General features: G+C 68.5%; 12 protein-coding genes. 8 read left to right on the top strand and 4 right to left on the bottom strand.

What is annotated here, in order from left to right; genetic code table 11:
• Positions 1–17 precede the first annotated feature (17 nt).
• The 7 genes from ACIA49_RS14355 (at position 18) to ACIA49_RS14325 (ending at position 9,276) form a co-directional block, all read left to right on the top strand.
• A complete protein-coding gene (locus ACIA49_RS14355) occupies positions 18–1,925 on the top strand; it encodes an alginate lyase family protein (protein WP_396377592.1) in 1,908 nt (635 codons plus the stop codon).
• Between the two features lie 80 nt (positions 1,926–2,005).
• Positions 2,006–3,220, top strand: coding sequence for a Wzz/FepE/Etk N-terminal domain-containing protein (locus ACIA49_RS14350; protein ID WP_396377591.1), 1,215 nt, complete (start codon positions 2,006–2,008; stop codon positions 3,218–3,220).
• The gene (locus tag ACIA49_RS14345) at positions 3,217–4,842 is read left to right on the top strand and encodes a Wzz/FepE/Etk N-terminal domain-containing protein (RefSeq protein ID WP_396377590.1); all 1,626 of its coding nucleotides are present in this window, start codon (positions 3,217–3,219) and stop codon (positions 4,840–4,842) included. Before ACIA49_RS14350 ends, ACIA49_RS14345 begins: the two co-directional genes overlap by 4 nt.
• Positions 4,839–6,068: an O-antigen ligase family protein gene (locus ACIA49_RS14340; protein WP_396377589.1), complete on the top strand. Its 1,230-nt coding sequence runs from the start codon at positions 4,839–4,841 to the stop codon at positions 6,066–6,068. The genes ACIA49_RS14345 and ACIA49_RS14340 overlap by 4 nt, the downstream gene beginning before the upstream one ends.
• Positions 6,068–7,279, top strand: coding sequence for a glycosyltransferase (locus tag ACIA49_RS14335; RefSeq protein WP_396377588.1), 1,212 nt, complete (start codon positions 6,068–6,070; stop codon positions 7,277–7,279). The genes ACIA49_RS14340 and ACIA49_RS14335 overlap by 1 nt, the downstream gene beginning before the upstream one ends.
• A 35-nt stretch (positions 7,280–7,314) precedes the next feature.
• Positions 7,315–8,904, top strand: coding sequence for a right-handed parallel beta-helix repeat-containing protein (locus tag ACIA49_RS14330; RefSeq protein ID WP_396377587.1), 1,590 nt, complete (start codon positions 7,315–7,317; stop codon positions 8,902–8,904).
• A 6-nt stretch (positions 8,905–8,910) separates the two neighbouring features.
• Positions 8,911–9,276, top strand: a complete 366-nt coding sequence (locus tag ACIA49_RS14325) for a hypothetical protein (RefSeq protein ID WP_396377586.1) — start codon at positions 8,911–8,913, stop codon at positions 9,274–9,276.
• A 33-nt stretch (positions 9,277–9,309) separates the two neighbouring features.
• Here ACIA49_RS14325 and ACIA49_RS14320 read toward each other — a convergent pair whose 3' ends face one another.
• From ACIA49_RS14320 to ACIA49_RS14305, 4 genes are all read right to left on the bottom strand, one after another.
• Positions 9,310–9,864, bottom strand: coding sequence for an RNA polymerase sigma factor (locus ACIA49_RS14320; protein ID WP_396377585.1), 555 nt, complete (start codon positions 9,862–9,864; stop codon positions 9,310–9,312).
• A 115-nt stretch (positions 9,865–9,979) separates the two neighbouring features.
• Positions 9,980–11,506, bottom strand: a complete 1,527-nt coding sequence (locus tag ACIA49_RS14315) for a sugar transferase (protein ID WP_396377584.1) — start codon at positions 11,504–11,506, stop codon at positions 9,980–9,982.
• A gap of 241 nt (positions 11,507–11,747) precedes the next feature.
• The gene (locus ACIA49_RS14310) at positions 11,748–12,023 is read right to left on the bottom strand and encodes a hypothetical protein (RefSeq protein WP_396377583.1); all 276 of its coding nucleotides are present in this window, start codon (positions 12,021–12,023) and stop codon (positions 11,748–11,750) included.
• Positions 12,020–12,832 carry a PspA/IM30 family protein gene (locus ACIA49_RS14305; RefSeq protein ID WP_391548208.1) on the bottom strand — a complete coding sequence of 271 codons (813 nt, stop codon included), beginning with the start codon at positions 12,830–12,832 and terminating at the stop codon, positions 12,020–12,022. Before ACIA49_RS14305 ends, ACIA49_RS14310 begins: the two co-directional genes overlap by 4 nt.
• A gap of 165 nt (positions 12,833–12,997) precedes the next feature.
• On the opposite strand from ACIA49_RS14305, the gene ACIA49_RS14300 reads away from it, so the two are divergent.
• A complete protein-coding gene (locus ACIA49_RS14300) occupies positions 12,998–13,588 on the top strand; it encodes a DUF3043 domain-containing protein (protein WP_396377582.1) in 591 nt (196 codons plus the stop codon).
• Positions 13,589–13,602 lie beyond the last annotated feature (14 nt).

The following is a 13,602-nucleotide window of genomic DNA, read 5'->3' as shown; positions in this document are numbered from 1 at the left end:
TCCGGAGGCTCCGCCGGATGTCCCCCACCGAACTGATCTGGCGCAGCACCGACCACGCACGACGTACTGCCTGGGCTTACCAGCAAGTGAAGCCCGGGCAGCACCCCGAAGCGCCGTCAAGCCTGCGCAAGGACCGCACCTTCGGTACGACGCTCCCGCCGCACGCGGCCTGCGCCGTACCGGAGGTGGCACGTACGGCGGTCATCGAGACCGCCGACGCGATCCTGGCCGGCAACCTCGAGGTGCTCGGCACCGACCGCACCGACCTGGGCGCACCGGACTGGTTCCGCGACCCGATCACCGGTCGCCGCTCCGATCCGGCGCAGTACACGTTCAAGCTGAACCACCGCAACGAGGACCTGGTCGGCAACATCAAGCAGGTGTGGGAGCTGTCCCGCCACCACCACCTGACCCAGCTCGCCGCCGCCTGGTACCTGACGCACGACGACAAGTACGCCGACCGCGTCGCGGAGCAGCTCACCGACTGGTGGCGGACGAACCCGTTCCTGTCCGGCGTGCACTGGGCCAGTGGGATCGAGGTCGGCATCCGGCTGATCAGCTGGACCTGGATCCGTCGGCTGCTCAACGACTGGCCGGACATCACCGACCTGTTCGAGCACAACGAACTCGCGCTGAACCAGCTCTACTGGCACCAGCGCTACCTCGCCGCCTTCCAGAGCCGCGGCTCGTCAGCCAACAACCACGTCATCGCCGAAGCAGCCGGCCAACTCGTCGGCGCCAGCGCGTTCCCGTGGTTCCGCGAGAGCCCCAAATGGCGCACCGACGCCGCTGCGCTCCTGGAGCGCGAGCTAGACGCCAACACCTTCCCCTCCGGCGTCAACCGCGAGCTAGCGACCGACTACCACCGCTTCGTCTCAGAGCTCGGCCTGTACGCCGCTCTGGAGGCAGACCTCGCCGGACACCCGCTCACGCCCTCCACGTGGGCACTGCTGACCCGCACCGCCGACGTCTCGGCAGCGATCGTGGACAGCACGCTCAGACCGCCCCGCCAAGGTGACGACGACGAGGGCATGGTCCTGGTACTCGACCCGCCCAACATCCACAGCTGGTCCGCCTACCTCGCACTCAGCGCAGCAGCAGTCGGCCCAGCGGACTGGTGGCCTGAGGTCCCAGCCACCGCTACGTCCACTCTGGTCAGCGCACTGCTCCAAGGCGCCCAAGGCGACCGCCCAGCCGAACGCCCCGGCCACTTCAACGACGCCGGCCTGACGATCCTGCGCAGCCATGACGAAGGCCCGGAGATCTGGGTCCGCGGCGACGCCGGCCCGCACGGCTTCCTCTCGATCGCCGCGCACGCCCACTGCGACGCCCTTTCGCTCGAGGTTCGCGTCGGCGGCATCGACGTCCTCGCCGACCCGGGCACGTACTGCTACCACGGTGAAGAGGAGTGGCGGAACTACTTCCGCTCCACGATCGGCCACAACACTGTCGAGGTGAACGGCGCCGAGCAGTCCATCTGGGGCGGCGCATTCCTCTGGCTGCGCGGCGCCACCGGACAGGTCCGCCAGTACGACGCCTCCACGGGTACCTGGGATGCCGAACACGACGGGTACCGAGTCGGCGACACCCCGGTCACGCACCGGCGGAACGCCGTACTGGAGGCCGGAACGCTCAAGGTCGAGGACCACCTCGACACGGCGGCCGACGTACGGATCGCGTGGCATCTCGGTCCGGACGTCACCGCCGAACTCGACGGATCGACAGCTCTCCTGACGTGGCCTGACGGTACGGCGAGCGCCGAGCTGCCGACGGGACTGACGTGGACCGCGCACCGTGGAAGTGACGATCCGCTACTGGGGTGGTACTCCCCGCGATTCGGCCGTAAGGTCCCGGTCACCACACTGATCGGCGCCGGGCAGATCGGCCCGGGCACGCCGGCCGTCAGCACGTTCCGTTTCCGCTGACCGGTGTATCAGGTCACGTCCTAGCGCCTCTATTACTGCGAACACCTGTACGACGTTCGCTTGAGGGGGGCCGTAACGGCATGAGCGCGCAGCAGCTCGACGTGAAGAAGTCTTGGCAGGCAATTCGGCGGCACCGGCTACTAGTGATCATCGGCGCCGCCATCGGCCTGCTGCTCGGCGTCGCCTACGCCTTCGTGCAGCCGCCGATGTACACCGCCGGTGCGTTGGTCGTGCTTCCGCCGCCGCCAGTGGTGGCCGGAACAACGTCCGGTTCGCAGAGCATCGAGACCCAGGTCTACATCGCCGAGAGCGGTCCGGTCCTGCACAGCGCCGGCCAGAACCTGCAGCCGACCCTGACCACCGAGGTGGTGCGCGACCGGGTGAAGGCCAGCGCGGTCACCGACGACGTGATCCGGATCGATGCCAAGGGCACGTCGGCCAAGCAGTCGGTCCAGCTGGCCAACGCGGTCGCGCAGGTCTACCTGGTCTTCGTCACCACCGACAAGCAGCTGCCCGGTGACCTCGGCAAGCGCACCGGCGCCCGGCTGCTCGAGGGCGCCACCGAGGCGCACGGCGGGAGCATGCTCCTGCACGCCGGCACGTACGGCGGCCTGGGCGCGCTGCTCGGAGCTATCGGCGGAGCGATCTTCGTGCTGGCCCGCGCACGCGGCGACCGCCGCCTGCGGCTGCGCGACGAGATCGCGGACGCCGTCGGACTGCCCGTGCTCGCGTCAGTCTCGTCGTACCCGGCCCGCGATCCCTCCGACTGGGCCGAGCTACTGGAGAACTACCACCCGACGGCTGTCGATGCGTGGAGCCTGCGGAAGACGCTGCATCACCTGGAGCTGGACCAGAAGGGCGGCCAGGCCACCTCGCTGACCGTCATCTCGTTCGCCGACGACACCAAGGCGCGGTCGCTCGGCCCGCAACTCGCCGCGTTCGCGTCGACGTTCGGTGTCGCCAGCTCGCTGGTGATCGACCAGATCCGCTCCGACATCCACGGCTCGGCCACCCTGGACATCCATCTGAACCTGGTCGACCGCGAGGACCCGCAGCTGGCCGGCGACCAACGAACCACCCGCACGATCATCGCGCTCTCCGCGGGCACCGTGACGGCCGAGGAACTGGCCCGGCTGGCGGTCGCGACCACCGCGGACGACCGCACCATCGACGGCATCGTGGTCACCGATCCCGATCCTCTCGACCGGACCATCGGGCGGGTTGCACAGTCTCAGCGCCGTTCCGGATCCCGGTTCCCGACGCTGCTCACCGGAACGGCAAGGCGGACTCGATGACGAACCAGCAGTTCCAGGAGCGAACCAGCCCCGCCAGCACGTGGGACGACCAGGACGGCCTGTTCGACGGCGAGCACTCGGCGGCGTACCCACCCGACAGCCTCGTCACCTTCCGCTTCCTGCGGGACGCGCTCGTCCGGCACCGCTGGGTGTGGCTGCTGCTCGCGGTTCTCGGCCTGATCGGCGGCGTGGCGGTGCAGTTCGGCCTGCCCTCGGCGCACTCCGCCACCGCCCGGATCCTGGTCACCACCCGCGAAGGTGAGGACCCGGCGAAGGCGATGGCCACCGAGGTCAGTCTGGCCACCACCCGGACCGTGGCGAACCGAGTGATCGATTCGCTGCAGCTGACCGATACTCCCGACGTGCTGCTGAAGCGGTACACCGTCGTACCGGTCACCAGCCGGATCCTCGAGATCAAGGCCGGCGCGAAGTCCGACGTCGAGGCCACGGCGCTGGCCTCCTCGATCGCCCAGACCTTCCTGAAGTTCCGGCGCGAGCAGATCGCGCTGCAGGACGTGCCGCTGCGGCGCGACCTCACGGCCGCACAGAACGAGGCCACGCTGGCCCGGCAGGCCGTGGTGGCCGCCGGCGACGACCCGGTCGAGCCCAAGCGGCCGGGCAGCCCGGAGATGACCCGGCTGAACGCCGCGCAGGACAAGGTGAAGTTCGTCCAGCAGCAACTGCTCGACTCGACGACGATCGCGTCGAAGATGAACAGCAGCCGGCTGCTCGACGCACCGGCTCCGGTGCTCACCTCGGCCAAGAAGATGCTGGTCCTCAAGGCCGGGACCGGCCTGATCGCCGGCCTCTTCCTCGGGCTCGGATTCGTCGTGGTCCGGGCATTGATCTCGGACCGGTTGTGGAAGCGCCAGGACATCGCGAGCGCACTCGGCGCGCGGGTCCGGCTCAGCACCGGCCGGCCGCCGCTCAGCATGCTTCCGTTCGGCCGACTGCTGCGAGCCAAGCAGTCCAAGCACCGCGGCATCCAGTTGTTGACCCAGCACCTCAGCACCCGGATCGTCTGGGCCGAGCGCCCCTCACCGTCGATGGCTGTGGTCAGTGTGGACGACGTCCGCACCTGTGCACTGGCCGTGGCCTCGCTCGCGGTGGCTCTGGCCGATCAAGGCAAGAACGTGCTGGTCGCCGACCTGACCGGGCAGCACGCGCTCGCCAAGAAGCTCGGCGTCACCGAACCCGGTACGCACGACTCGGCCCTCAACGGCGAAGGCCGGATGATCTCGGTGCATCTGCCGGCGAAGGACGCGCTGCTGCCCGAAGGCTGCTACCTGCGGATCGGCGACACGAACCGTCCGTCCGGATCCGGTGACGTCCAGCTGGACGCTGCCTGGGAGGACGCGGATCTGGTCCTCACCTTGTCGACCCTGTCGCCGGCCCTCGGCGCCGAGCACCTCGGCACCTGGGCGTCCCGGGCGGCGGTCGTCGCGACCGCCGGCCGGTCGTCCGCGACCACGCTCAAGGCGACCGGCGACATGCTGCGCCTGGCCGGCCTCGAGATCGACACGGCAATCGTCCTGCACGCGGACAAGACCGACGAAGGTGTCGGAGTGACCGAGGCGGAGACCGCCGACGTCACGGCCGACGTCGGGATGTTCTCGCGATGAGCGCCCTTGCCGCACTCGCGGCACGGCGCCCGGCCCGACCCGGTTTCCGCGAAGTCCCGCCCGAGCGCCGCCGGCGCCGTCGGGTCCAGCTGGTCTGGGCGTTGCTGGTGATGAACGTGCTCACGTTCTTCCCCGAGTCGCGGTTGCTGCTGCCGATCCCGAGTGCGCTCGGCCGGCTGATCGCCCAGGGTTCGTTGCCGCTGGCCCTCTTGCTGGTCCTGACCGTCAACCGGCCGTTGCGGATCCGGCCGAGCGTCTATGCCTTCCTGGCCAGCCTGCTGGTCACCGAAGCGGTCATCTCCAGCCTGCGAGCAGAGTTCCTGGTCGGCGCGCTGTACCGGTCGAGCCGGCTACTGATCTTCGTGGTGGTCCTCTGGCTGCTGTCACCGTGGTGGACGCGGCGTGATCTGCTGCTGATCCGCACGCACTTGATGGTGCTGTGGGCGGTGATCGGAACGGTCGTCCTCGGTTTCCTCGTGTCGCCCGGCGGCGCGATGGTCGACGATCGCCTGACCGGTGTTCTGTGGCCGATCCCGGCGACGCAGGTCGGTCACTACGCCGCCATGGCCACCGGGCTGACCACCGTCTTGTGGATGGCCGGGCTGTTGCGACGTGAGATCGCGCTGGTCAGCGTGGTGATCGCGATTCCGGTCTTGCTGCTCACCCACACCCGCACCGCCCTGATCGCGCTGCTGGTCGGCGGCATCATCGCCGGTCTCAGCCTGTTCACGGCCCGCGCCCGCGCCCGTCGTACGTTCGCCATCGCCATCGGGGTCTTCTCCGTCGGAGCGCTGACGGCAGGCTCCGCGGTCACCACCTGGCTGGCGCGTGGTCAGGACACCGAGCAGGTCGCCGCGCTGACCGGGCGCAAGCTCGTGTGGGACGCGATCCTCGCGCAACCGCGGACGACGTGGGAGACGCTGTTCGGGTTCGGCCTGTCCAACAAGTCGTTCACCGGGCTGCCGATCGACAGCAACTGGCTCGGTACCTATTACGACGTCGGTCTGCTCGGCGCCGCGTTCAACATCGCCATGCTGCTGTTCGTCTTCGTCGGCGCCTGGTTCACCCCGCAGGGTCCGCGCCGCGCCCTCGCCTTGTTCATCGTCGCGTACTGCGTCGTCGCGTCGTTCACCGAGACCGGGCTGAGCGAGGCATCGCCGTACCTGCTGGAGCTGACGCTGGCCGCGTCGCTGGTGTACCCGAGACCGTCCCGGGAAGGCATCTGATGAAGATCCTGCTGGTCCACAACAGGTACCGGTCGACCGCGCCCAGCGGCGAGAACAGGGTCGTCGACCAGGAGCGCGAGGCTCTCGCGGCCCTCGGCCACGACGTCCGGCTGTTCGAACGACAGAGCGACGAGATCGAGGAATGGCCGGCCTGGAAGAAGGCCACGCTGCCCGCGCGGGTGATCTGGAACCCGACCACCAAGCGCGATCTGAGCGTGGAGCTGCGTGAGTTCCAGCCCGACGTGGTGCACGTGCACAACACCTTCCCGGTGCTCAGCCCGTCGGTGCTCTACGCGTGCCGCGATGCCGGTGTGCCGGTGGTGATCACCTTGCACAACTACAAGTTGCTCTGCGCAAGTGGTGACTTCTATCGCGAAGGCTCGGTCTGCCATGACTGCGCCAGCGGCAACCCGCTGCCGGCGGTCCGCAACAGCTGCTACCGCGGTTCGAAGTTGGCCACGGCAACGACTGTGCTCAACACGCGCTCGCATCGGCGTACCTGGCAGAACCTGGTCTCGGCGTACCTGTTCATCTCCGAGTCGCAGCGCACGCTGCTGGCCGGGATGGACTTCGACGCCGACCGCAGCTTCGTCCGCTACAACTACGTCCCGTACGACGGGCCTGTCGCCGATCCGGCCGCGAAGGACCCGCGTCGTCAGGTCACGTACGTCGGCCGCCTCGATGCGGCCAAGGGCGCACCGCTACTGATGAAGGGCTGGGACGCGTACCGCGCGACTGCGGGTGACGACGCGTTGCAGCTGGCGATCGCGGGTGGCGGTCCGATGCTCGACGAGGTGACCGCTTGGGCGGCGGACCGGCCTTCGGTGCAACTGCGCGGGATGCTCAGCAAGCCCGAGATCTTCAGCCTGATCGGCGAGTCCCGCGCGGTCGTGCTGCCCTCGGAATGGGAGGAGACCTTCGGTCTGGTGGTGGTCGAGGCGATGGCCGTCGGCGTCCCGCTGCTGGCGTCGGCGCACGGTTCCTTCCGTGAACTCGTAACCGACGGTGTCGACGGAGCGTTGTTCGATCCGGGTCGTCCGGACGAGCTGGCCAAGCTCCTGCTCGATGTGGACGCCTGCCCTGATAAGTACGCCGACCTCGGCCGCAACGCGCGGACGACATACGAGACCACGCACGACCCGCAGTCCAATCTCCAGCAACTGCTCGACGTGTACCGGTTCGCCGTCGCGAACCCGGTGCCGAGCCGCTAGTCCCTCAGCAGCCCGCCAGGCCCCGAAGGAAAATCATGGAACAGCACACATCCAGGTGGTACAGCTCGCGACGCCTCATCGTCGCGGGGAGTGCTGTCGCGCTGGTTGGGCTGGTCTCCGCTGCCGTCCTTCTGGTCAGCAACGGCGGCATCGGCCGCAGCGACGGGACCGAGGCCGCACCGGCCAAGTCCCTGACCGCGCCGGGCAAACCGCCGGCCGCCATCTGCGGGAACGCCCAGGCCCTCAACGGCCCGGCGACCGCGCCGGCGGGCGCCGTACCGGTCAGTGTCAGCCAGAACCTGCAGGACCTGACCGCCCAGCACCCGGCCGGTACGACGTTCTACCTGTCGGCGGGCGTGCACCGGCTGGCCGGCGGTGAGTTCCTGCAGGTGATTCCGAAGGACGGCAACCGCTACATCGGTGCTCCCGGAGCGATCCTGGACGGCGGCCGGACGAACCGGTACGCCTTCACCGGCTACGCCGCCAACGTGCAGATCAGCCACCTGACCATCCAGAACTTCGGCGCCGCGAAGAGCAACAACGACGAAGGCGTCGTGAACCACAACTCCGCCACCGGATGGACCATCGAAGGCACCACGATCAAGGGCAACGCGGGGGCCGGCCTGATGATCGGCAGCAAGAACGTTGTCCGCGGCAACTGCCTGCGCGACAACGGCCAGTACGGCTTCAACGCGTACAACCCGCAGATGGTCGTCGGCATCACCGTCGAGCGCAACGAGATCACCGGGAACAACACCGACGACTGGGAGAACCTGCGGCCGGCCTGCGGCTGTACCGGCGGCGGCAAGTTCTGGACGGTCACCGGCGCCGCGGTGCGCGGCAACTGGATCCACGACAACCACGGCCCCGGGCTGTGGGCCGACACGAACAACGTCGCGTTCACGATCGAGGACAACTACATCTCCGGCAACTACGCCGAGGGCCTGATCTACGAGACCAGCTACAACGCCCTGATCCGGCGGAACAGCTTCATCCGCAACGGGCTGGGCAAGGGACCGGAGAACGAGGGCTTCCCGGCGCCGGGGCTGTACATCTCCGAGTCCGGCGCGGACAAGCGCGTCCCCGGGCAGTTCGGCGAGACCCTCGAGGTGACCGACAACGTCTTCACCGACAACTGGTCCGGCGTCATCCTCTGGGAGAACGCCGACCGGTTCGCCGGCTCGCCCGCCAACACCAGCACCGGTTCCGGCACCCTGGTGAACCCGAAGGTCGCCACCATCACGACCTGCAACGCCCAGAACATCACCAAGCAGCCCTACCTGAGCGACTGCCGCTGGAAGACCCAGAACGTCCGCGTGCACGGCAACACGTTCAACCTCAACCCGGACAAGCTCGGGGTGAAGTGCGCGTCGAACGCGGGCTGCGGGTACAACGGGGTCTTCTCGAACTGGGGCACGTTCCCGGACTGGTCGCCGTACCAGGCCCGGACGATCGAGGACGCGATCACCTTCAAGCAGGGCAACAAGTTCTACGCCAACACCTACAGCGGGCCGTGGAACTTCATCGTGCACGAACAGGGCAGCTCGGTGAACTGGGCGGCCTGGCAGGGTGCGCCGTACGGCCAGGACAACGACTCCGTGATCAAGGTCTCCGGGGAGCGCTGAGCCGTCATGACCCTCCCGCCCCCCGAGCGCGCCGGCGCACAGATCGCACTGCTGCGGTCGGTGGGCTATGCCGCGTTCGGGCGGCACGAGCGTGACCTTGATGTCCTCGACGTGGTCTTCGACAGCCTCGTCGATGCCCCAGGCATCGATGACTGCCGGCACCTGCGGTTCGCGGGCCACGGCATCAGCCTGGACGTCGACGTGCACGGGCAGGCCGAACTGAGCGTGGAGCTGCGGGTCACCCCGGCCGGACCGGTCCAGGTCGAGTCCCGCGGGGCGGAGGGGCCGGGCGACACCCGACTGGTGAGCTTCCTGCTGCAGTGGCCCAACAGCACTCAGCGCCCGGTCCGGACCGCCTGGATCATGCTCTGATCAAGGCGGTCGCGGGCCGGACGCTTTACTGCTTCAGGAGGCAAGCAGCAGTCTGAGTTTGTCCAGGCAACGACCCCGGATCGGGCCGATGCTGCCGATCGGGATCCCGATCTTCTGTGAGATCTCCGCGTACGGCGCGGGCGGGTCGGCCATCAGCATGCCGAGCAGCTGCTGCCAGCGGTCCGGCAGGGTCTCCAGTGCTTCCCGGACATCGGCCGCCCGCTCGAGAGCGAGCATGTCGGCGTCGAGCTCGGGCTGGTCCCCCGGCTGCTCCTCGAACGCCGTCGACTCGTAGGTCAGCAGCACCCGCTTGCGAAACGCCAGCACCCGCAGGCATTCGCGGCGGGTGGTGACGACCAGCCAGGCGCCGACCCGCTCGGGGTCGACGCGGTGAATGTGCTCGAGCAACCGCAGCCACACCATCTGAGAAACATCTGCGGCATCGCTGTCACTGAGCCGGAAACTGCGCGTCACGGCCCACACGAGCCGTGCGTAGTGGTCGACCAGCCGGCTCCAGGACCCCTGGTCCCCGGACGCGGCCTGGATCACCAGGGTCGCTGCCTCGGACCGGACTGCGACCTCGGCCACTGTGGAATCAGTACCGGATTCGGCACTGAGGTGTTGCACCATGAATTCCCCCCTCGGGAATGCACCGCTCTTGTGTCTCGCCCGCCCACGTCATGTCGTGGGCGGGCGCAGGTGGTCAGTAGGCGCCGTCACTACCCAGTACGGCGCGGGCGGTCTTCCAGAGAATCAGCAGATCGAGCGCGATCGACCAGTTGTCGGCATACCGCAGGTCGAGCCGCATGGACTCTTCCCAGGTCAGATCGCTGCGTCCGCTGACTTGCCACAACCCGGTGAGCCCGGGCTTGACGAGCATCCGGCGCGAGTCGTCGATCGCGTACAGCGCGACCTCGGACTGCAACGGCGGCCGCGGGCCGACCAGTGACATCTCCCCCCGGAGAACGTTCACCAGCTGCGGCAGCTCGTCGATCGAGAATCGGCGCAGGTACTTGCCGACCTTGGTGATGCGCGGGTCGTCGCGCATCTTGAACAGGATGCCGTTGCCCTCGTTCAGGGCGACCAGCTCGGCCTTGCGCTCCTCCGCGTCGACGACCATCGTGCGGAACTTGAACATCGCGAACTGCTCCCCGCCGCGGCCGACCCGGGTCTGCTTGAACAGCACCGGACCCTTGCTGGTCAGCTTCACCAGCGTCGCGGCGACCAGCAGCACCGGTGACACCGCGAGCAGCATCAGCACCCCGAGGACCCGGTCGAAGACGGCCTTCATCAGGTGCGGACCACCGCTGACCGACGGCCGCTCCAGGTGCAGCAGCGACAACCCGGCCACCGGCCGGATCGAGATCCGCGGACCGGCCACCTCGACGATGCCCGGCGAGACGATCAGATCGACCCCGCGCTGTTCGAGCGCCCACGACAGCTTGCGCAGCGAGTGCCCGGCGAGCTCCGGATCCGCGGCCACCGCGACGACGTCGACGGCGTACTGGTCGACGGCCGCCAGGATGTCCATCTCGGTGCGGCCGAGGCGGTCCGAGACCGGCTCCTCGAACACGTCACCGCGCGGCAGGCAGCTGGCCACGACGACGTACCCGTCGGCGGGCCGCTCCTCCAGGTGCCGGTGCAGCGTGGTCACCTGGTCGTTGCGGCCGACCACCAGCACCCGGCGCATGCACCGGCCGGCGAACCGGCGCCAGGAGATCTGCCGGTGCAGCACCCAGCGGCCCGTCATGGCCGCCAGACACGTCATCGGCACCGCGAGCAGTACGAACCCTCGAGCGACCTCGCTCTTGGTCGCGTACGACGTGATGGCGACCGCGGCGGTCAACCCCACCGCGGCCCGGATGATGGACCGGAACTCTTCCGGTCCGGTCCCGAAGTACCGGCTCTCGTAGCCACGCGCCAGCGCCACACAGATCAGCCAGGCGACCGGGATCACCGCCCCGATCACCAGATAACCGGCATTGATCTGGGCGCCGAACCGGCCGACCAGTGCCACCGATACCCCGATCAGCGCCGCGGACAGGTCCCCGGCGAGCGCAGCCCGCCGGTACCGGGCCACCCAGCGTGCCTCGGTGAAACGTGCCGATCGCGGCACGGTCGCCTGAACCTCGTCCGGAACTACCCAGACCGGCCGACGACGCTCCCCCGAGACCGTCGGCCGAAGATCAGCCGGCTCGGCCAACCCTTCAGACATGACAAACTCAGTCACGCACAGTCACCCCCCACAGGTGAACAGCGACCCCCGTGACCAACCCACTCCCCGTCACGGACAGTCGTCCAACGCCGCCCCCACAACGGCGTGAGCCAGACAGTACTACGTCAGGCCGACTCCGAACAGTATTGACCGCGAGTGTTTACCCGTGCGCAACGTCCGGAAAATGAAGAACCCCGAGGACCGGATATCGGTCCTCGGGGAACTTGCCGACGCTCGTGTCCGGCCGGGGTACTTCTCAGCCGGCGATCAGGCCGTCGCCGCTGATCAGCTCACGCATCTCGGCCAGCGAGCTGTCGCTCGGCGGCAGGATCGCGTCGGAGTCGTGCAGGTCGCCGTCCGGAACCTTCTCACCGGACCGGACGAAGTCCAGCAGGGCGCCGAACGCGGTCCGGAAACCGGCCTCGTCACCGGCCGCGACGGCCTTCTCCAGATCGGTGTCGACCGCGTTCAGCTGGTCGAGCTTGTCGTCGGCGAGCTGCCACTGGCCCTCACCCATGATGCGAACGATCATCGAACGTCTCCGTCTTGTGGTCGCGCCGGCTCCGCTACCGGCTGTTGCACGGGCTGGGCGGGTTGTGCTGCTCCCGGGGCCTCACCGGACAGCTCCTTGGGGGCGCTGCCCCCGGACAGCTGCGCCTTCATGGCGGCCAGCTCGTCCTCGACACCTGAGGTGGACGACATCCGCTCCAGCTCCAGGGTGATGCTGTCCTTCTGCGTGCCGGAGGCGTCGTCGAGCGCGCCCGAGGCGAGCAGCTCGTCGATCGCGCCGGCCCGGGCCTGCATCTGCTGGGTCTTGTCCTCGGCCCGCTGCACGGCCAGACCGACGTCGCTCATCTCCTCGGAGATGCCCGAGAAGGCCTCGTTGATCCGGGTCTGCGCCTCGGCCGCGGTGTAGGTGGCCTTGATGGTCTCCTTGCGGGTCCGGAAGGACTCGACCTTGGCCTGCAGCCGCTGGGAGGCCAGCGTGAGCTTCTCCTCCTCACCCTGCAGCTGGGCGTGCTGGGTGGTCAGATCGTCGATCTGCCCCTGCAGCCCGGACTTCCGGGTCAGTGCCTCGCGGGCCAGGTCCTCACGGCCCATCGAGAGCGCCTTCTGCGCCTGGTCCTGCAGCTTGGACGACTGCGCCTGCAACTGCGATGCCTGCAGCTCCACCCGCTTCCGGCTGGTGGCCACGTCGGCCACTCCCCGGCGTACCTTCTGGAGCAGCTCGAGCTGCTTCTGGTACGAGTAGTCAAGGGTTTCGCGAGGATCCTCAGCCTTGTCCAGGGCGGTGTTCGCCTTGGCCTTGAAGATCGTCGACATCCGCCTAAAGATGCTCATCGATATCCGTACCCCTTCTGTGCCGGAGCGTCGACCCGGCGTGCGTGTCAACCACCCTATGTCCCTACGGGTCACCACACCATCAGGACGGGCCCGGATAAAGTGGTGTTCACGACCGGGGACCACCCCGAGTCCGCGCGTCCTGCCGAATGAGGTTCAGACCCCGTGTTCCGTCGTACCAAGTCCGATACAACTACAGCCACCGTACCCGCTGAGCCCCAGGCCAAGCCGGGCGGCAAGGGACGCCCGACGCCGTCGCGCAAGGAAGCCGAGGCGGCCCGGAAGGCGGCGTACAAGAAGCCACGCAACCGCAAGGAGGCGTCGGCGCTGCGCCGCGAGAAGATGCGGACCGAGCGGGCCAAGATGCAGTCGGCCATGCAGACCGGCGACGACCGCTACCTGCCGGCCGCCGACAAGGGCCCGGTACGGCGGTTCGCCCGCGACTACGTGGACGCGCGCTTCTCGGTGATGGAGTTCGCGCTGCCGCTGCTGCTGGTGTTCTCCCTGGTCGGCGTCGTGTTCTCCCGGCAGTACCCCTGGCTGGCGGGCCTGGTGAACATCATCTTCCTGCTCGTGGTCGTGCTCGTCCTGGCCGACTGGTTCCTGCTGTCCGGCGGCCTGAAGAAGGCCGTCGCACGCAAGTTCCCCAACGAGCCGGTGAAGGGGATCGGGTTCTACGCGGTCCGGCGGACCATGCAGATGCGCCGCTGGCGGCTGCCCAAGCCGATGGTCAAGCGCGGCGAGAAGCCTGCGTGACCTCGGTCTGAGCC

The organism is Kribbella sp. NPDC051587, assembly GCF_044453945.1.
In the GTDB taxonomy this organism is placed as follows: domain Bacteria; phylum Actinomycetota; class Actinomycetes; order Propionibacteriales; family Kribbellaceae; genus Kribbella.
This window is presented reverse-complemented; position numbering and strand designations above follow the sequence as displayed.